Origin of the sequence: Salinigranum halophilum, assembly GCF_007004735.1 — an archaeon.
Classification (GTDB): Archaea; Halobacteriota; Halobacteria; order Halobacteriales; family Haloferacaceae; genus Salinigranum; species Salinigranum halophilum.
Genome location: NZ_ML660182.1, coordinates 77,197 through 95,983 on the forward strand (window position 1 = coordinate 77,197; position 18,787 = coordinate 95,983).

General features: G+C 67.8%; 19 protein-coding genes. 8 read left to right on the top strand and 11 right to left on the bottom strand.

Features of this window, described 5'->3' with window-relative positions:
- The first annotated feature begins 3 nt into the window (after positions 1–3).
- From E6N53_RS00410 to E6N53_RS00420, 3 genes are all read left to right on the top strand, one after another.
- Entirely contained in the window at positions 4–822 is an 819-nt protein-coding gene (locus E6N53_RS00410; protein WP_136602070.1) for a 2-amino-3,7-dideoxy-D-threo-hept-6-ulosonate synthase, read from the top strand.
- A gap of 63 nt (positions 823–885) precedes the next feature.
- Positions 886–1,671: an SDR family NAD(P)-dependent oxidoreductase gene (locus tag E6N53_RS00415; protein WP_142856013.1), complete on the top strand. Its 786-nt coding sequence runs from the start codon at positions 886–888 to the stop codon at positions 1,669–1,671.
- Between the two features lie 64 nt (positions 1,672–1,735).
- Positions 1,736–2,923 carry a 3-dehydroquinate synthase II gene (locus tag E6N53_RS00420; protein ID WP_136588498.1) on the top strand — a complete coding sequence of 396 codons (1,188 nt, stop codon included), beginning with the start codon at positions 1,736–1,738 and terminating at the stop codon, positions 2,921–2,923.
- Positions 2,924–2,937: 14 nt separating this feature from the next.
- On the opposite strand, the gene E6N53_RS00425 is transcribed toward E6N53_RS00420, so the two are convergent.
- From E6N53_RS00425 to E6N53_RS00440, 4 genes are all read right to left on the bottom strand, one after another.
- The gene (locus E6N53_RS00425; protein WP_236642288.1) at positions 2,938–3,429 is read right to left on the bottom strand and encodes a DUF7575 domain-containing protein; all 492 of its coding nucleotides are present in this window, start codon (positions 3,427–3,429) and stop codon (positions 2,938–2,940) included.
- A gap of 97 nt (positions 3,430–3,526) precedes the next feature.
- On the bottom strand, positions 3,527–4,219 hold the full coding sequence (locus E6N53_RS00430; protein WP_142856015.1) for a type I 3-dehydroquinate dehydratase: 693 nt from the start codon (positions 4,217–4,219) through the stop codon (positions 3,527–3,529).
- A 43-nt stretch (positions 4,220–4,262) separates the two neighbouring features.
- Positions 4,263–5,291, bottom strand: a complete 1,029-nt coding sequence (locus E6N53_RS00435) for a DNA-methyltransferase (protein ID WP_142856017.1) — start codon at positions 5,289–5,291, stop codon at positions 4,263–4,265.
- A gap of 151 nt (positions 5,292–5,442) precedes the next feature.
- Positions 5,443–6,435, bottom strand: coding sequence for a transcription initiation factor IIB (locus E6N53_RS00440; protein ID WP_142856019.1), 993 nt, complete (start codon positions 6,433–6,435; stop codon positions 5,443–5,445).
- A 265-nt stretch (positions 6,436–6,700) separates the two neighbouring features.
- Between E6N53_RS00440 and yjjX the strand changes: the two genes are divergently transcribed.
- Entirely contained in the window at positions 6,701–7,237 is a 537-nt protein-coding gene (gene yjjX, locus E6N53_RS00445; RefSeq protein ID WP_142856021.1) for an inosine/xanthosine triphosphatase, read from the top strand.
- Between the two features lie 8 nt (positions 7,238–7,245).
- On the opposite strand, the gene E6N53_RS00450 is transcribed toward yjjX, so the two are convergent.
- Positions 7,246–9,060, bottom strand: coding sequence for a flippase-like domain-containing protein (locus E6N53_RS00450; protein WP_142856023.1), 1,815 nt, complete (start codon positions 9,058–9,060; stop codon positions 7,246–7,248).
- Between the two features lie 268 nt (positions 9,061–9,328).
- Between E6N53_RS00450 and E6N53_RS00455 the strand changes: the two genes are divergently transcribed.
- Entirely contained in the window at positions 9,329–9,565 is a 237-nt protein-coding gene (locus E6N53_RS00455) for a DUF7123 family protein (RefSeq protein WP_136588503.1), read from the top strand.
- 138 nt (positions 9,566–9,703) lie between these two features.
- Here E6N53_RS00455 and E6N53_RS00460 read toward each other — a convergent pair whose 3' ends face one another.
- Both E6N53_RS00460 and E6N53_RS00465 read right to left on the bottom strand, forming a co-directional pair.
- The gene (locus E6N53_RS00460; protein WP_142856025.1) at positions 9,704–10,327 is read right to left on the bottom strand and encodes a winged helix-turn-helix transcriptional regulator; all 624 of its coding nucleotides are present in this window, start codon (positions 10,325–10,327) and stop codon (positions 9,704–9,706) included.
- A 118-nt stretch (positions 10,328–10,445) separates the two neighbouring features.
- Positions 10,446–11,672, bottom strand: coding sequence for an SPFH domain-containing protein (locus tag E6N53_RS00465; protein ID WP_136588505.1), 1,227 nt, complete (start codon positions 11,670–11,672; stop codon positions 10,446–10,448).
- A gap of 105 nt (positions 11,673–11,777) precedes the next feature.
- On the opposite strand from E6N53_RS00465, the gene E6N53_RS00470 reads away from it, so the two are divergent.
- Positions 11,778–12,593, top strand: a complete 816-nt coding sequence (locus E6N53_RS00470) for an endonuclease III domain-containing protein (RefSeq protein ID WP_136602077.1) — start codon at positions 11,778–11,780, stop codon at positions 12,591–12,593.
- A 142-nt stretch (positions 12,594–12,735) separates the two neighbouring features.
- On the opposite strand, the gene E6N53_RS00475 is transcribed toward E6N53_RS00470, so the two are convergent.
- The 3 genes from E6N53_RS00475 to E6N53_RS00485 form a co-directional block, all read right to left on the bottom strand.
- Positions 12,736–13,275 carry a DUF7332 family protein gene (locus tag E6N53_RS00475; RefSeq protein WP_142856027.1) on the bottom strand — a complete coding sequence of 180 codons (540 nt, stop codon included), beginning with the start codon at positions 13,273–13,275 and terminating at the stop codon, positions 12,736–12,738.
- Positions 13,276–13,345: 70 nt separating this feature from the next.
- On the bottom strand, positions 13,346–13,714 hold the full coding sequence (locus E6N53_RS00480; RefSeq protein ID WP_142856030.1) for a methylglyoxal synthase: 369 nt from the start codon (positions 13,712–13,714) through the stop codon (positions 13,346–13,348).
- 71 nt (positions 13,715–13,785) lie between these two features.
- Complete coding sequence (locus E6N53_RS00485) at positions 13,786–15,711, bottom strand: beta-CASP ribonuclease aCPSF1 (protein WP_136588509.1); 1,926 nt, start codon at positions 15,709–15,711, stop codon at positions 13,786–13,788.
- A 278-nt stretch (positions 15,712–15,989) separates the two neighbouring features.
- On the opposite strand from E6N53_RS00485, the gene E6N53_RS00490 reads away from it, so the two are divergent.
- Positions 15,990–16,484, top strand: a complete 495-nt coding sequence (locus E6N53_RS00490) for a DUF7984 family protein (protein ID WP_142856032.1) — start codon at positions 15,990–15,992, stop codon at positions 16,482–16,484.
- 9 nt (positions 16,485–16,493) lie between these two features.
- Here E6N53_RS00490 and E6N53_RS00495 read toward each other — a convergent pair whose 3' ends face one another.
- Positions 16,494–16,991 (bottom strand): HTH domain-containing protein, encoded by a 498-nt coding sequence (locus tag E6N53_RS00495; RefSeq protein ID WP_142856034.1) that lies wholly within the window; start codon positions 16,989–16,991, stop codon positions 16,494–16,496.
- A gap of 166 nt (positions 16,992–17,157) precedes the next feature.
- Here E6N53_RS00495 and proS point away from each other — a divergent pair, with 166 nt between their 5' ends.
- Positions 17,158–18,633, top strand: coding sequence for a proline--tRNA ligase (proS, locus tag E6N53_RS00500; RefSeq protein ID WP_142856036.1), 1,476 nt, complete (start codon positions 17,158–17,160; stop codon positions 18,631–18,633).
- Positions 18,634–18,787 lie beyond the last annotated feature (154 nt).

Sequence of the window (18,787 nt, forward strand, 5' to 3'; positions counted from 1 at the left end):
ACCATGGACGCCGGAATCTCAGCACGACTCGACCGCATCTCGACACGCGGCAAGTACCTCATCGTCCCGATGGACCACGGCATCACGCTGGGGGCCATCAAGGGGCTGAAAGACATCGAATCGACCATCGACGGCATCACGCGCGGTGGCGCCGACGCCGTCCTGACGCAGAAAGGCATCGCCCCGCGCGTCCACGCGAACAAGAACGGCGCGGGCTACATCGTACACCTCAACGCCTCGACCAGCGTCGGCCCGGACTCGAACGACAAACGCCACACCGGGACGGTGAAAGAGGCGATTCGGGCGGGCGCAGACGCCGTCTCTTTCCACATCAACGTCGGCTCGAACTACGAACCCGACCAGATCTCCGAACTCGCGCGTGTCACCGAACAGGCGAGTGACTACGGCATCCCGGTCCTCGCGATGGCGTACGCCCGCGGGGCCAACCTCGAAGGTGAGGACCCCGAGCACGACGCGGAGTACCTCGGCCACGCCGTCCGCCTCGCGGAGGAACTCGGTGCGGACGTGGTCAAGACGGCCTACAGCGGCGACGCCGACTCCTTCCAGCACGTCGTCGAGTCCACCCGTCTCCCGGTCGTCATCGCTGGCGGGGCGAAGGGGACCGACAGACAGACGGTCCAGAACGTCCGCGGGGCGATGGACGGCGGTGCCGCCGGCGTCTCGATGGGTCGCTCTATCTTCCAGCACGACGACCCCGAGGCGATTACGCGCGCCGTCTCGGCCATCATCCACGACGACGCCTCCGCCGACGAGGCGCTCGACGTCGCGGGCCTCTCCGAAGAGGCCGGCGCTCAGGCCTGACGGCGGCGTCGCTCACCGGGCCGCGACCCGCGCTGTTTTCACCGTCCCCATCGAACCGCGGCTGTGAACGTTACATACGACTACGCTGACACGACGGTCGTCGTCACCGGTGCGTCCTCGGGTATCGGTCGCGCCGTCGCCCAGCGGTTCGGTTCGGCAGGTGCGACAGTCATCAACGCGGACGTCAGACCCGACCCGAAAGACACCGACGAGACGCGCCCGACGCACGAACTCGTCGCCGAGGCTGGCGGCGTCGGTCGATACGTCGAGACCGACGTCTCGAACGTCGACGACATCGAGACCGTCGTCGAAACCGCCCGCGAGTTCGGCGGCGTCGACGTCATGGTGAACAACGCGGGTATCTTCCGCCCGGGGAACATCCTCGACCTCGACCCCGCGGACTTCGACCGGCTCCACGCGGTGAACGCGAAGGGCGTCTTCTACGGCACGCAGGTCGCGGCGAAGGACATGATCGACCGCGGGGCCGGCGGCAGCATCATCAACACGGCCTCTATCAGCGCCGAACTCGCGCAGTTCGACCACGTCCAGTACGACTCGACCAAGGGCGGCGTGAAGATGATTACCCGCGGCGCGGCGCTCGAACTCGCCGACCACGGCATCCGCGTCAACGCTGTCGCGCCCGGCCACGTCGCCACCGAGATCAGCGAGGGCTGGTCGGAGAGTGCCCCACAGGAGGTCCGCGCGGGCGAGGTCATCAAGCACGTCCCGCTCGGCCGCGCGGCCGACCCCAAGGACGTCGCGGGCGCGTACCTCTTCCTCGCGAGCGACGACGCCGGCTACGTCACCGGCGAGACCGTGTGGGTCGACGGCGGCCTCCAGGTGTTCTGAGGGCACCGCCGCGCTGGATGTCGGATTCGCCACGTTCAAGCCCGCCCATCGAGTGGATTCGCCCATGACACGAAGCGTCTGGCTCAAGGCCGACGACAGCGTCGGCGACTGGGAGGCGAGGAAACGACGCATCACCGCCGGCCTGGAGTCCGGTGTCGACTGGGTACTCGTCGACGAGGGCGACGTCGACCGCGTGCGCGACCTCGGGAGCGTGAAGATTGCCGCGTTCAGGACGGACGCGGACGTCCACGTGATGGACGCCGAAGGCGGTGACGACCCCGACGCGGAGGCCGACGCGTACTTCGTCGGCAAGGAGTCGGAGGGCGACGGCACCGTCGACCTCCCCAGCGACTTCTCGGGGTCGGCGGACCTCTCGTCGCTGCGCCGCAGTGACGACCACGCACAGGGCGCGTACGTCCGCATCCTCTCGAAGGAGTACGAGACCTTCGCCGAGGAGGCCGCCCGCGAGGCCGACCACACCATCGTCGTCGGCGAGGACTGGACCATCATCCCGCTGGAGAACCTCATCGCCCGCATCGGCGAGGAGACCGAACTCATCGCGGGCGTCACCACCGCAGCGGAGGCCAAGACGGCGTTCGAGACGCTCGAACAGGGGGCGGACTCGGTGCTCCTCGACAGCGACGACCCAGACGAGATCCGCCGGACGTGTGAGGTTCGCGATGCCGCCGAGCGCGAACACCTCGACCTGCAGTGGGCCGAGGTGACGACCATCGAACCGACCGGCATGGCCGACCGCGTCTGCGTCGACACCGGGTCACTCATGGAACACGACGAGGGGATGCTCGTCGGCTCGATGAGCCGCGGCCTGTTCTTCGTCCACGCCGAGACCGCGGAGTCACCCTACGTGGCCTCACGGCCCTTCCGGGTGAACGCCGGGGCCGTTCACGCGTACGTCCGCGCACCCGACGGCGGAACGCGCTACCTCGCCGAGTTACAGAGCGGCGACGAGGTGCAGGTCGTCGACAGCGGCGGCAACACGCGCGAGGCCATCGTCGGGCGCTGCAAGATCGAGAAACGCCCCATGTTCCGGGTCCAGGCCCGACTCGAGACCGACGACGGAGAGGACCGCATCGAGACGCTCTTACAGAACGCCGAGACCATCAAGGTCCACACTCGCGAGGGACGCAAGGCCGTGACCGACCTCGAGGCGGGTGACGAGGTACTGGTGTACTACGAGGACACCGCTCGGCACTTCGGCGAGGCCGTCGAAGAGTCCATCATCGAGAAGTAACGCCGCCGCGACCGCTACTGCCGCGAGCCGTGGTCGTGGCTCGCCGGGCGCGGTTCCGTGGTCTCCGTCTCTTCCGGTGCCGTCTCGAACCGGCCGGTACACCACTGACAGAAGTCGAGTTCGGGGTCGACCGCCTGCCCGCAGTACGGGCACGACGGCCCGGCGTCCTCGCCGGCCTCGCCACCCATCAGCCCGAGTCGATACGCGTCGACGGTGCTCAACACGAGCAGGACGAGTAGCGGCCCGGTGACCGTCGACGGCAGGGTCGAAGCCGTCGACATGAGGTTCGAGAGCGTCGTCGGCATCGACGACCCGGACCCGACGACAGCCGCGGGGTCGGCGAACACCGAGAGCAACACCAGTTCTGCGCCGAGGACGAAGGTGAACCACGCGACTGCGCGTCGCCACTCGCGCAGGTACGCGTGGCCGACCCCGGCGATTCCGATGGTCGCGCCGAGGACACCGACGAGAGCCGCGACCAGCGCGCGGCGACGTGTGTTCGACATTGCGCTCTCTCAGAGAGAGGACGCTCCGCCCGCTTAAGTGTCCGGATACGGCGTCAGCCACCCGTCGGCTCGCCGTCAGCCCGACGACTGCCGTCGATTAGCGCCCGACCAGCCCGTCGACGAGCGCCCGGAGCGTGGCGAGGTCGTACTGTCCGGGCGCTGTCGCCTGCGCGGGGGTGAGGGGCGCGTAGCCGATTTTCGAACCGTACACCGGGGCGACCGCACGGGTGTGACTCCCGGCCGCCCCCATCGCCATCGTCGCGACGGGGTCGCCCCACGCCGTCGCGGCGTGAGTCGCCTCGAGGAGTCGGAGCGCGTCGGCCCCCGTCTCGGCGGTGACGGCGACCTTCCCGACGTCGCCCAGCGAGGCCGCCTCGTGGAGGAGTCGTCGCAGCGCCGACGACGCCGGGGTGCCCTCGAAGTCGTGGACCGAGGCCACGACGGCCGCGCCGCGCTCGCGAACGGCGTCGGCCGTCTCCACGCCCTGTTCGGTCCTGAGCGTCTCGAGTTCGAGGTCGACAGCGCCGACGGCGTCGTGGTCAGCCGCCGCGACGAGGCCGTCGAGCCGGGAGGCTTCCGCGCCCGCGAACGCGCCGCCCTCCCACTCGGGACGGTACGTGACGAGAAGTGGAAGCCCGTCGCTCGGATAGTCGTCGAGCGCCGCGAGGGGGTCGTCGGCGAGGTCCAGCCGGAACTCGACGGCGTCGGCGTGTTCGCGCGCCGTCTCGGTCTCCGCGTCTGCGAGGTCCCCCGTCGATGCACAGAGGACGAACGCGTCGAAGTCGAGCATACCAGCACCACCGAGTCGAAGGACAAAACGCCTCCGGACGCTGCTATCGCGGCTCGTACGACACCGAATACTGGCGCGGCCCCTCTCCATCGGCGGCTTCGGCGTCGGTCACGTCGTAGAAGCGGACGTGTCGCTCCTGTTTGGTCACGACCGGGAAGTCGTAGTGGACGGCGTCGTACTCGAGCGGTTCGTCGCGCTCGCGGACGAACGTGCGGTGTCTGTCGAGGCGCGCGTCGAGGCGCTGTCTGGCGCGCTCGGGGAGCCCGTCCAGGCGGTCGTCGAAGGCGCTCAGGAGGTCAGGTTCGAGTTCCGTCCCGACGGAGTCTCGGCCGGCGAGCATGGCCGCAAGCGTCGTCGTCCCCGTCCCGGCGAACGGGTCGTACACGCGGTCCCCGTAGGTCGAGTACATCCGGACGAGCCTGAGCGGGAGAGCGAGCGGGAACGACCCGCTCCGGTCGCGGCCGTCGCCCTCACGGGCCTGCGACGCGCCGTGGAGCTCCCAGAGGTCGGAGAACCAGCGGTTGCGCTCCTCCCAGAAGAACGCGCTCTCGTACCGCGACTCGTCGTGGGGCGGGAACTGTCTCCGCGGGCCCTTCCGGAAGACGAGCACGTGCTCGTGTTCGAGCGTGACGTAGGCGTTCGTCGGCAGCATCCCCGAGCCCATGAACTTCGTTAGCCGATTCGTCGGCTTCCGCCAGAGGACCGTCGGCAGGGGTGAGAAGCCCCGCTCGCGGAACGCCTGCGTCACCCGCGCGTGGTTGGGGAAACACTGGAACTCGCCGTCCAGCGAGCGGGTGGCGTCGCCGACGTTGACGCAGGCGATGCCGCTCGGCCGAAGCACGCGGTCGACCTCGCCCCACACCGCGTCGAGGAGTTCGTGCATCGCGTCGAACGCGTCGTCCCCGCGCCCCTCGCCGAGTGCTCGGCCCACCGCGGGCGAGAGGGCGGCGAACTGCTCGTCCCACATCTCGATCATCGGGTACGGCGGCGAGGTGACGACGAGGTCGACGCTCTCGTCGGCCACGTCCGACTCCCGACTGTCCCCGACGTGGAGGACGTGCTCGGTCCGCATCGGCCGATGGACGACGGCAGGGCTAGTAGGCTTTGGGGTCGCGTCGATGGTCGGGTGCGTGCAGGCGCGGCCGTCGCGGTGAGGACGCGCGACCGCAGCGAAACGAGACGAGGTGATGGTTCCGGGGCTCCCGCGGCCCGAATCCAGCGACTCAGGCCAGGCCGATCTGCTCTTCGGCTTCCAGCAGTTCGTGGTAGCGGTTCCGGATGGTCACTTCCGAGATGTCGGCGACCTCGCTCACGGCGGCCTGCGTCGTCTTCTCGTTGGTGAGGAGGGAGGCGGCGTACACCGCGGCGGCGGCGAGGCCGACGGGAGACTTCCCCGAGTGGACGCCCTGTTCCTTCGCGTTCTGCAGGAGCTGTCGGGCGCGCATCTTCGACTCGTCGGAGAGGCCGAGTTCGCTCGCAAAGCGCGGGACGTACTGCTCGGGGTCGGCGGGCTTCACCTCGAGCGAGAGTTCGCGAGAGACGTAGCGGTAGGTGCGGGCGACCTCGCTCTTCTCGACGCGAGAGACCTCGGCGATCTCGTCGAGCGAGCGTGGGACGCCGGCCATCCGCGCGGCGGCGTAGGTGCAGGAGGTGGAGACGCCCTCGATGCTTCTTCCAGGTAGGAGGTCCTCCGAGAGCGCGCGGCGGTAGATGACCGACGCGGTCTCGCGGACGTTGTCCGGGAGACCAAGGGCAGAAGCCATCCGGTCGATCTCGCCGAGCGCCTGCTTGAGGTTGCGCTCCTTGGAGTCGCGGGTGCGGAACCGCTCGTTCCACTTGCGGAGCCGCTGCATCTTCTGGCGCTGGCGCGCGCCCAGCGAGTTGCCGTAGGCGTCCTTGTCGCGCCAGTCGATGTTGGTCGACAGCCCCTTGTCGTGCATCGTGTTCGTCGTCGGGGCCCCGACGCGCGACTTCTGGTCCTTCTCGCGGGCGTCGAACGCGCGCCACTCCGGGCCGCGGTCGACGGAGTCGGTGGTGATGACGAGCCCGCAGTCTTCACACACGGTCTCGCCGTGCTCGTCGTCGGTGACGACGTTCCCCGAACACTCGGGGCAGGTCAGTTCGTCACCGGTCGTCTCGCTCTCGGTCGTCCGCTCGTCACTTCGTTCGCGCGGTGCGTCTCGTAGTCGTGTGCGTCCGTATGATTTCTCGCTCATGGATACGACGGCAGGTGCTCCCGGCATCCGTGGCGTCCGCGAAAAGGCCGGTGCAGTCTGTTGCGTTGACGACGGAGTGGTAGTATATATACTTGACGCATTCTGGTGGTATATGTCCGTGAATCGCCTCGATTCGGCGAATCACGACACGTGTTACCGTATATTTATATACGATTGTTTGACACCCCGGCGGGCGGTCGTGTCCCTCTCGCCACGTCGGGACGGGAACGGGCCGGTTTTAGCCTTCGCCGCCACACCCTCTGCCATGCGCATCGCGGTCGGCAGCGGGAACCCGGTGAAGCGTGACGCGACGGCGCGGGTGTTCGACGCGGCGGCGGTCGAGGCCGTCGTCGTCGACTCCGGCGTGAGCGAACAGCCGTTCGGCCGCGCCGAGACACGGCACGGGGCGGTCACCCGGGCGCGACGGGCGTTCGCCGAGGCGGCGGCCGCCGACCTCGCTGTGGGTATCGAGGGCGGGGTGGCAGCCGTCGACTCTGCCGACTGCGGACCGCTTGCCCCCGTCGGTGACGACCTCTCGCTCGTCATGTGGGCGGCGGTTACGGACGGTGACAGGCTCTCCTGTGGCGGCGGGCCCACGCTCCCGCTCCCCGACCGTATCGCCGCCCGACTGCGCGCGGGCGAGGAACTCGGGCCGGTGATGGACGACGTCCTCGGCACGGACGACGTGGCGAAGAAACAGGGGGCGGCCGGGGCGTTCACTGCGGGGACGCTGACGCGGACCGACGCGCTCGAATCGGCGGTGGCCGCGGCCGCCGGGCCGTTCCTGAGCGACCACTACTGAACTCGCGCTCAGTCGTCCTGTACGACGTCCACCTCGACGTCGCCACCGTCGGGACCCTGGTCGACGGCGGTGGTCAACGAGACGTTGAGCGCGAGCATCGACGCCACGCCGCCGATGACCGTGACGATGTTCTTCACCGCGTGGTCGAGGACGGCCGCCCCGAGCGCGAGCGGGTAGCCGACACCGGTGAGTCCCACTACGAGCAGCGTGAACGCGCCCTCGTACAGGCCGACGCCGCCAGGCGAGAGCGGCAGGACCTTCGCGAGGTTGCCGACGCTGACGGCGAAGAAGCCGACGGAGACGAGTGTCACGAGCCCCATCCCCGGTTCGAACGCCCGGAGGACGAACACGGCGGTCACGACGTCGAGCGTCCAGATGAGGACGCTGGTGAGGCCGATTCGGCTGAAGCCAGCCCGCGTCCCGGCGACGCGCTGGACGTCACCGACGAACTGTTCGAGCACCTCGATGACGCGCTCGGCGTACGAGTCGGTCGAGAAGCGATAGACCGCGCCCCGGACGAACCGCGTCCCCGACCGCGCCGAGGCGATGATCGCGGCGACGGCGACGACGGCGCCGATGCCGACGGCCGTGGCGACGGCGACGGCCACCCGTCCGGCACCCTCCGCGCCCGTCACGGCCCGGGCGAGTTCCGCCGTCTGGCCCGTCACGGTGTATCCGATGAGCACGATGCCCGCGAGGAGCGTGATGGTCAGGAGGTCGAACACCCGCTCGACGGCGAGCGAAGCGAAGCCCGACGGGTAGGGAATGCCCCGACGCATCTTGACGACGTACGCCCGGACGGCGTCGCCGGCCCGGGCGGGGAAGACGAGGTTCCCCGTCTGTGAGATGAACACCGCACCGGTGAGGAAGCCGACACTGGTCCGATACCCCTGTTCGGCGAGGATGTCGCGGTATCGGAGACCGCGCAGTGGCCACGAGAGGACGTAGATGAGTGCGCCACCGATGACCAACGCGGGGTCGGCCTGCCGCATCTCGGTCACGACGGCGCCGAAGTCGATGTACTGCGTCATCAACACGAGCGCGAGCAGCGTGAGCACCCCCCCAGCGGTGAGCGTCACGCGCCGAGTGACGCGCGGCTGGACCGAGAGTTGCCACCAGGTGCGGAGGACCTGCGAGCCCATCCCGAACACGTCGCGGACCAGGTCGACCTTCGTGTCACCCTTCGGCGTCCAGTCGACGGGGAACTCGGCCACGCGGAACCCCTCCCGCTGGGCGCGGACGAGCATCTCCGTGTCCCAGAACCAGTGGGCGTCTTCGACCTGTGTGGAGAGGTGGTCGAACGCGTCCCGCGAGAAGGCCTTGAATCCGCACTGGTGGTCGCGAAGCTCGGAGTGCAACAAGAGGCGGACGAGCGAGTTGTACCCCCGAGAGGGGACGCCGCGTTTCGCGGGTCTGTCCGCGACCCGACCGGGGAGCCACCGTGACCCGGTGGCGACGTCGTACTCGCCCGACCGGATTCGCTCGACCAGCTCCTCGAGGTGTTTCAGGTCTGTCGCCAGGTCGGTGTCGAAGTAGACGAGCACGTCCCCGTGAGCCGCCTCGAAGGCGCGCTCGAGCGCGCCACCCCGCCCGAGGCGCTCGTCGCTGTGGACGTGCCGAATCCGCGAGTCCTCGGCGGCGAGTCGGGTCGCGATGTCGGGGGTGTCGTCGTCACAGCCGTCCTCGGCGACGATGACCTCGTACCCCCCCGTGAGAAAGCCGTCCAGTGCCGTCAGTGTCCGCTGGACCGTCTCCTCGATGCTGTCCTCCTCGTTGTACGCCGGGAGGACGACGCTCACCTCGACCGACGCCGCAGGCCCCATTTGGCCTCAGTCGCCGCCGCGCGGACAAGAACTTTCTGACTCGGGAACGCCCGCGTCGGCCGGCGACTCGTCGCCCGACTGGTCTCTCGTGCGGTGTGGACTGTCTACGCCGCCTGACCCTCGACCTGTCGTGGCAGTTAGGCGACTGTACCCACACCCCCGTATCTGGGTGGGCTCTCCGGCTCCCGGTCGCCGAAAAACGCACGACTGCGCGGTGTTAACCGCGTGTACCAAACCCCCTATGAGTGCTGGTATCGATGCATGAGCCATGAGCACGACACAGGCCACGACCGACCTCTCGACGAAGCAGCGCCGCATCCTCCAGTACCTCCGCACGAACGCCGGCGAGCAGACCTACTTCAAATCCCGGCTCATCGCGAAGGACCTCGGCCTCTCGGCGAAGGAGGTCGGCGCGAACATGCGGGCCATCCTCGACGGCGACTTCGACGTGACAGTCGAGAAGTGGGGCTACTCGTCGGGGACGACGTGGAAAGTGACCCGGTAGTCGATCGCCCGCTCGAACCGACCCGCGGCTCCCCCCAGCCGGCGGTCCGCAGTCGGTCGCCTCGTGTCTCTCCTGTGCGGTCGTGCTCCGTCTGTGAGGGCCAGCTTTCGTCTCCGTCCCGCGCCAGGAAGACCCCGCTCAGCTCTGCGGCTCGAACCGGATGAAATCAGCGGCCTCGGAGGCGAACGCGACGGCGTCCTCGCCGAAGGAGTCCGCGAACCGGACCAGCAGCGTCAGCACCGTCTCGGGGTTCCGAACCGCGTAGCCGTCGGCCCGCGAGAGCAGTCCCACGGCGTCGAGTTCCTTCGCGGTCGTGCTGACCGTCGCTCGGGAGACGTCGAGCGCCCGTGCGATGTCGCTCCCCGTCGCCGTCGGGTCCCTGATGAGCGCGAGCAAGACGCCGCGGGCGGTCTCACGGCGGAGGTAGCCGAGTGCGACCTGTTCGAAGTCGGAGAACTGCCCAGCCGTGAAGTAGCGACGGTAGTCGCCGTCCTTCCGGGTCTCGACGGCCCCGGCCTCCACCAGGCGGCGGAGGTGGTGCTGGGTCTCGCCGGTGCCGAGTTTGAGGTCGTCGCGTATCTTCGAGAAGTGTGCACCGGGCGTCGTCGCGAGGTAGCCGCGGATGGCCGCGCGCGTCTCGCTGTTTCCGGTGTCGGTATCGTTCCGGCTGCCGAGGCCGACAAGCGGCGTCGCCGTCCCGAGTGCGGCGAACCGACGGAGCGTCGTCCGTTTCTCCTCGTCGACGCTCGGCTGCTCGGACATGTTACAGGTCTGAGTAGGCGAGTTACCGATGAAAAGGCTTCGGGCTCGGGTCTCAACGATGAGATTCCCGTCCCCACGTTGTCATGACTCTCCGGAGCGAGAGACAGTCAGGCCCGACTCAGGACTCGAGGTTCGCGTCGAACTCCATCTCCTCGTCGTCTTCTTCGTCGGGCGCGCCGCCGTCGGTGTCGACTTCGGTGACGACCTCCTCTTCGCTCATCGCCGACCCCTCGTCGGCCTCGGCGACGACCTCGTCGGCGCTCTTGATGTCGGCGTCGACGTTGCCGGCCTTGATCGCCTCTGCTTCCTTCTCCATCTGCTCGACGTCCATCTCGGCGGCCTCGTCGATCTGACCGAGTATCTCGTCGATGTCGTCGAGGCCGAGCATCTGTCGCGTCTCGGCGTCGAAGTCGAGGCTGTTGAGTCCCGCCGACTGCTGGACGTCGCTGTCGGTCAGCTGCTTGCCGTACCGACCGAGGAGCGAGGTGAGTTCCTGCGGCAGGACGAACGTCGTCGACTCGCCCTGACCGATGCGCTCTAGGGTCTCCATCCCCTTGTCGATGATTGCACGCTCGCCCATCGACTCGGCGGACTTGGCGCGGAGCACGGTCGAGATGGCGTCACCCTGCGCTTCGAGGATCTGCGACTGCTTCTTCCCCTGGGCGCGGATGATGTTCGACTGCTTCTCACCCTCCGCCGTCTCGACGGCGGAGCGGCGTTCACCCTGCGCTTCGAGGATCATGGCGCGGCGGCGGCGCTCGGCGGAGGTCTGCTGCTCCATCGCCTGCTGGACGTCGGGGCTCGGGTTGACCTCTCTCACTTCCACGGACTCGACCCGAACACCCCACTCGTCGGTGGGTTCGTCCAGTTCCTTGCGGATGCGAGCGTTGATCTCCTGGCGCTTGTTGAGCGTGTCGTCGAGTTCCATGTCCCCCAAGACGGCGCGCAGGGTCGTCTGGGCGAGGTTCGAGACGGCCTTCTTGTAGTCGTCGACCTCGAGGAAGGCCTTCTTCGCGTCCATCACCTTGATGTAGACGACGGCGTCGGCCGTGACGGGCGAGTTGTCGCGGGTGATGGCCTCCTGTCGAGGCACGTCGAGCGTCTGCGTCCGCATGTCGAACGCGTACGTCCGCGAGACGAACGGCGGGATGAAGTTGATACCCGGCTCGAGGAGTTTGCGGTACTCGCCGAACACCGTGAGCGCCTTCTTCTCGTAGGCGTCGACGATCTCGACCATCGACCACACCGTGGCGATGGCGAGGACGAGGACGAGGAAGCCGATGGCGGCGACTCCGAGTCCCAGTCCCAGTTGGAGGGGGACCACTGTGAATGATTCGAGGGCCATACGAGCGCTTGGGGCGGTCCGGGCAAAAGGGTTCTCCCGACGGGGAGGTCGGACGTGCCGCGAGAGTCGTCACGCTTCTTACGGTCGCGTCCGTCCCCTCCACCGATGACCGACCAGCGAGACGAACCCGCCGAGAACATCAGCGGCGGGGCGGGCGGCGGTGGCGCGTTCACGACGTTCGACGCCGAGGGAACGTCGGGTACGCGCGCGGAGGCCGTCGTCGACGAACTCGGCGCGAGGTACTGGCAGAAGGCCTACGGCGGGCAGGACGGCTTCGAGTGTCTCGTGCGAACGATTCTGAGTCAGAACACCTCGGACAAGGCGAGCCAACCCGCACACGACAGCCTGATGACCCGGTACGGCCCCGCCGACGAACTCGCGGAGACGCTCGCGGAGGCTCCGCAGGACGAACTCGCCGAGACCATCGCCTCCGCGGGGCTGTACAACCAGAAGTCCGAGGTCATCGTCCGAACCGCTCGGTGGGTGCTCGACGAGTACGGGTCGACGCGGGAGTTCGACCGGTTCGTCCGCGAGGACGACCCGAGCGAGGTCCGCGACACGCTCCTCTCGGTGAAGGGGGTCGGCCCGAAGACCGCCGACTGCGTGCTGCTCTTCGCCGGCGGTCGCGGCGGCGTCTTCCCCGTCGACACCCACGTCCACCGGATCGCCCGGCGGATGGGGCTCGCGCCCGCCGACGCCGACCACGAGGCCGTGAGGGCGCATCTCGAACGCGACGTTCCCGCGGAGAAGTGCGGCTTCGGCCACACCGCGATGATCCAGTTCGGGCGCGACTACTGCTCGGCGCGCAAACCGGCGTGTCTCGACGGCCCCGAAGCCTGTCCGCTGTACGATTCGTGTGACAGGGTGGGAATCGACGAACTCGACGGCGAGGTACGCGACCCGGCGGACGTCGCCGACTGAGCTTTTACGGCCGCTCGCGTACCGTGGGGTGTGACACGCTCCGACTCACCGACCCCGACGGGAGTGAGGCCCGCGTCCGTCCGGCGTCCTGACCACCTCCCGGTGGCTCCGAATCCGACAGCCGATACGACCCCTTCGGCGGTCAGCGCGAACAGGCCGCTTCCTCGACCGGACCTTCGACCGGGGCGTCGCTGACGCGGTAGTCCGAGTCGGCCGTCGTCCCCTCGAACGCGGGGATGGTGAGCCGGTAGTCGAACACGAAGGCGAACGGGGCGAAGGGGTTCGACACGAACGCGGTGGCGTTCTCGACGCCCTCGAACAGCACGCCGGACTGTAGCGAGACGATCTGGTCCGTCCCGGTCGTCGCGACGGCCTCGATGCCGAACGCGCCGGCGGCGTACGGGGCGCTCCGGTTCGCGAGCGTCGTGTTCGTCGACGTCACGTTGGTCGGGTCGTCACCCGCGACGACCGCCGGCAGCAGTGACAGGTGCAGGACGAATCGAATCTGTGGGCCCTCGGTTCCGACGACGAACTCCCAGCCGTCGGGGGGGAAACAGCGGTCCGCGGTGGTCTTCGAACCGGGCGTCGCGGCGGCGGCCGGGCTGACCGCACTGCAGACGACCAGGACGGCGGCGAGGAGCGCCATCCGGCCCGAGAGCGGGGACGACCCGCGAGGAACCATAGCGGGGATGCGCGCCCGAAGGACAAAAACATCACGTATCTGGACAGTCTTCTGAGAAGTACTGTCGGGTTCAGGCGCTCGTCATCACCTCGACGATGGCGTCGGCGCTCGCGCGGTTCGTCGCGAGCGGGACGTCGTGGACGTCACAGATGCGCATGAGGGCGGAGACGTCGGGCTCGTGAGGTTGAGCGGTGAGGGGGTCGCGGAAGAAGACGATGCCGTGGCACGACCCTTCCGCGACCTCGGCCCCGATCTGGAGGTCCCCACCCAGGGGGCCGGACTTCTTCGGCTCGACCGCCAGCTCCGTCTCCTCGCGGAGCCGTTTTCCCGTCGTCCCCGTGGCGATGAGTTCACAGGTCGCGAGGAGTTCCTGGTGTTCCTGCGCGAATTCGATGAGGTCGGGCTTCTTCTCGTCGTGAGCGATCAGCGCGAGACGCATACGAGAGAGTGTGGAAGGCCGCGGCTTGAACCTAGCGACGGCGGTGAGACTCGGTCCCGGCGTGTCCGCGCTTACTTGAACCGGAACGTCTCGAGGTTCTTCGGGGCGAAGGTCCGCATGTTGTAGTTGTGATACAGCGCCGAGGAGAGGTCCTGCACGGAGCGTTCGTCGCCGTGGACGCAGAGCACCTTCTCGGGGCGGGGGTTCATCGTCTTGACGAAGTTCTCCAGCCCCTGCCTGTCGGCGTGGCCGGAGAACCCGTCGACGGTCTTGACGCCCATCTTGAGCGTGAGGGTCGACGACCGACCCATGTCGTTGCGGTCGTTCACCGGAATCTCGTCCCAGCCGTTCTGGATTCGCCGCCCGAGGGTCCCCTGCGCCTGGTAGCCGACGAAGACGAGGTTCGAGTCCGGGTCCGGTCCCAGATGGCGGAGCCACGACATGATGGGGCCCCCCGTGATCATCCCCGAGGTGGAGAGGATGATGGCGGGGCCGCCGTCTGTCACTTCCTGGCGTTCGTCTTCGCCGCCGTCGATGTGGTTGAACTCCTCGGCGAGGAAGGGGTTGGCGTCCTCGTGGAAGATCCGGTCGCGGAGGTCGTCGCGGAGGTACTCGGGATAGGTGGTGTGGATGGCCGTCGCCTCCCAGATCATCCCGTCGAGGTGGACGGGCATGCTCGGAATCTTGTCGTTGCGCATCGCCTCCTCGAGGACGAGCATGATCTCCTGCGAGCGGCCGACGGCGAAGGCGGGGATGACGACCTTCCCACCCTGCTCGTGCGTCTCGTTGATGATGTCGAGGAGCTTCCGCTCGGAGTCCTCCTGGTCGGTCTGGTAATCGTTTCTCCCGCCGTAGGTGGATTCGAGGACGAGCGTCTCGACGCGCGGGAAGTCGTTGACCGCGCCGTTGAACAGCCGGGTGTCCTTGTAGTGGATGTCGCCGGAGAAGGCGACGTTGTAGAGGCCGTCGCCGATGTGGAAGTGCGTCACCGCCGAGCCCAGAATGTGGCCCGCGTTGTGGAAGGTGAGCTTCACGTCCGGCGCGATGTCGGTCACGTCGCCGTACTCGAGTGGGATACAGTGCTTGATTGCCTCCCGAACCATCTCCGACTCGTAGGGCGGGGTTCGGCCCTCCTTGGAGGCGACGTCGAGGTAGTCGAGCGTGAGGAGGCCCATCAGGTCGCGCGTGGGCTCGGTACAGTAGATGGGGCCGTCGTAGCCGTACTTGAACAGGAGGGGGATGAGCGCGGAGTGGTCGAGGTGAGCGTGCGTGAGGACGACCGCATCGAGCGTGTTCGCGCCCGCGCCGAGCGCCTCAGGGACCTGCAGATACGGGACTTCGCCCTCGGCACCGGGCTTGTCGCCACAGTCGATGAGGACGCGCGTCTCGGGTGTCGAGAGGATAAAGGAGGCGCGACCAACCTCGCGGCAACAGCCGAGGGTGGTGATGCGGACCCACTCGTCGTTCGAGAGCTCCTTGCGGTGGATCTGTCGGCCGACGCGCTCGAGGATGGAACGGCGCTCCTCGCGTTCCTGCTTGAGGAAGTTGCGGACGTTCGACACCGTCGCGCTCTCGATTGGCGGCGTTCGAACCACCTCGGGGGTCCAGCCGACCTCCTGGGTGATCTTTCGAAGCGTCGAGCCGTGGCGACCGATGACCATCCCGGGCTTTTCGGCCTCGATGACGATCTCGCCGGTGTCCTCGTGGAAATCCAGTGAGGTGACGCCGGCCTCCTCGGGGATGACGTCGAGCACCTGCGCTTCGGCCTCTCTGGACGGCGTGAGCACGTCGGGGTCCGGCCGGACCGTGATGCGCTTTCGGAGCTTGGAGGCCAGTTTCCGGATGAGGTCACCGTTCTGCGCGAACTCCTTCGGGTGCCGCGTGTACACCACCAGTTCTGGCCCCTCGTACTTCACGTCCGAGACGGAGATGTCTGTCGGAAGTTCGGATTCGATCTCTGCTTGTAACTCATCGAGTTGCTTGTCTACGGAACTCATAGCTGAGAGCAGTCGCCCATCCTGTGGACGGCTGAAGTTCGGGCCCGACCGCCTCTTCCCGAGCCGCGGTCGTCCGTCTCGCCCGCGGTGGCAGGCGCTCTGTCCAGCGCGTGCCGACGAGGGGAGACCCGAGAGAGTGCATTATCGACTATGTCAGTAGTGCAGTGTCGTGACTGCGGTGCGGGAAGAGGCAGTGAAAACCCGCTTAATCGGGTCTATCACCGCCGAGTTATAAAAGCCTTCGCAAACCCGAAGTGCCCCCCTCACCTCGACCCACCATGCGACTCACCGCCGACCGGGTCGAACACGAGTACGAGTGGACACGAGAACGGGCCCCGCGAGTGGTGGTCGTCATCAACGAGACGCGCGCACGACTCGGCGAGGTGTTCGGCGTCACCGTCGACCCCGTCACGGAGACACAGTACCGCGCGGAGGTCGACACCGTGTTCGCCGACGGTGAGCGAGCGGTCAACGTCGCCGCCTACATCGGCATCCTCCGCGACCTAGACGTCGAGGACGACTACCCGGGGTTCGTGGTCGACGAGATTCTCGGCCGGGAGCTCGCGGCGACCATCGCCGGTGGACAGCCGCTCGCGCTGCTCGCGCAGGCGACGTTCCACTTCGCGGACGTCTTCACGCACACCGACGGTAGCGCCGGTGCCGACGACCTCGATGCGGCCCTCGCCGCGGGGTTTCAGACGCGGCTCCCCGGGTGGTCCTGGCGCGAGACGGACCCGTTCTCGGTGTCCGTCCCGGGCGAAGACGGCGAGTGACGCGGCGCGTCAACCGAGCAGTTGCGAGCGCGAGGACTGCTCGCGCTCGGCTTCGAGCCCTGCCAGCCGTTCGGAGATACACCGCGCCCGACGGTCACAGGGCGTGACGTTCACCAGCACGCCGTGTTGATACTCTGCGAGCAGGACGCGCGGGACGCGCTGGGTGACGTACTCGGGTCCCATCCGACCGCGACCGGCGCGGCGGCGCTCGCCGAATCCGGAGAGTTCAGAGCCGTGTTGCCACGCCCATCGTTTGAACGCCTGGAGCGCGACCCGCGCCTCCTGCTCGCGGTGGCTGTGCAGGCGTGACGAGAGGTCCTGATGGGCGTCCCACTCACGGACTTCGACCGCCTCGACGCACCCCTCGGACTCGAGTGCCCGCGCCCGTCTCACGAGCCGACTGGCCTCGTCCTCGCGAGCCCCCGGCTGTATCCAGAGTTCGAGTCGTCTCCCCGTCGTCTGTCCCGGGCGGGAGTACCGCTCGGGACTGTTTGTCGACGCTGACATCCCCGTTCGACATACGTCGATTGCTAACAAGTAACTATCCCCTGGATGACTGGAACGTACACGACCGTCCGACGGGGTCGGCGGCGTCGGGCGGTCCGGTCGGTGGTCGACGCCCGGATTGAACGGTTCGGGGTCTTTAAGACGGCGCTGACGCAACGCACCGCCAATGACTGACGACCAGGAACTCGGCATCACCGAGTCGAAATCACACCGAACCGGCGAGTGGTACGCCGAAGTGGTCCAGAAGGCGGGACTGGCGAACTACGCCCCCGAGGGGATGAGCGGCTTCATCATCACCCGTCCACGGGGCTATGCCCTCTGGGAGCGCCTCCAGCGTCACCTCGACGCGAAGTTCAAGGCGACGGGTGTCCAGAACGCCTACTTCCCGCTCTTCATCCCCGAGTCGTATCTCGAACGCGAGAAGGACATCGTCGAGGGGTTCGACCCCGAGGTGGCGTGGGTCACCCACGGCGGGCACGAGGAGTTAGAGGAACGACTCGCCGTCCGCCCCACGAGCGAGTCCATCATCGCACCGTACATGAGCCAGTGGGTCCGGAGCCACCGCGACCTTCCCCTGCGCGTGAACCAGTGGGCCTCCGTCGTGCGGTGGGAGGCGACGGAGACCAAGCCGTTCTTCCGGACGAAGGAGTTCCTCTGGCAGGAGGGCCACACCGCCCACGCCACACACGACGGGGCGTGGGAGGAGACCATCCTCCGCCTCGACCAGTACCAGTCCATCTACGAGGACGTCCTCGCCATCCCCGTCCTCCGCGGACAGAAGCCAGACCACGACAAGTTCCCCGGCGCACACACCACCACGACGGTGGAGGCGCTGATGCCCGACGGCAAGACCGTACAGGGGGCGACGAGCCACCACCTCGGGAGTTCGTTCGCCGAGGCGTTCGACATCCACTACACGGACGAGAACGAGGACGAACAGGTCGCCCACACCACCTCGTGGGGGCTCTCGTGGCGCGCGCTCGGCGCGCTCATCATGACGCACTCCGACGAGCAAGGACTCGTCCTTCCCCCCACGATCGCCCCCGAACAGGTCGTCGTCGTCCCCATCTGGCAGTCGGACACCAAAGAGCAGGTGCTCGACTACGCCGAGAGCGTCACCGCGGACCTCGAAGAGGCAGGGTTCAGGGTCGAACTCGACGACCGCGACGAGCGTAACCCCGGCTTCAAGTTCAACGAGTGGGAGCTGAAGGGCGTCCCGCTCCGCATCGAAATCGGCCCGAACGAGGTCGACGACGGTGCGCTCACGCTCGCACACCGTCCCGACGGCGAGAAACACGAGGTCCCGAGAGCACACGTCGCCGACACCGTCGAAGACCACCTCGACGAGGTGTTCGCCAAGCTGTACGCCGCCGCCGAGGAGACCCTCGACGGTGCCGTTCGCGAGGCCGACTCGCGAGCCGATGTCCTCGGAACGCTCGGGCGTCACGGCGGCTACGTGAAGGCCCCGTGGTGCGGCGACGAGGCGTGTGAGACCGAAATCAAAGACCAGATCGCCGCCGAGATTGTCATGGTGCCGCTGTACGGCGACGACGAATCCGGTGAGCCCATCCACGAGGGCGAAGCGTGTGCCATCTGTGACGAGGCTGCCGTCGAGACGGCGTACTTCGCGAAGTCGTACTGATTCGTCGCTCGACGCACACCCGCGCCGCCGCCGACACGCGCCGGTTCGTCGACGCTCCGTGGGTCCCTTCCCGGCTGGCCGAGCCGTGCGTACGGGCAGCCCGAGACCTACACGGTCGTTCGTCCCGTTCGGCGACCGTCGATGGTGTCCGCGC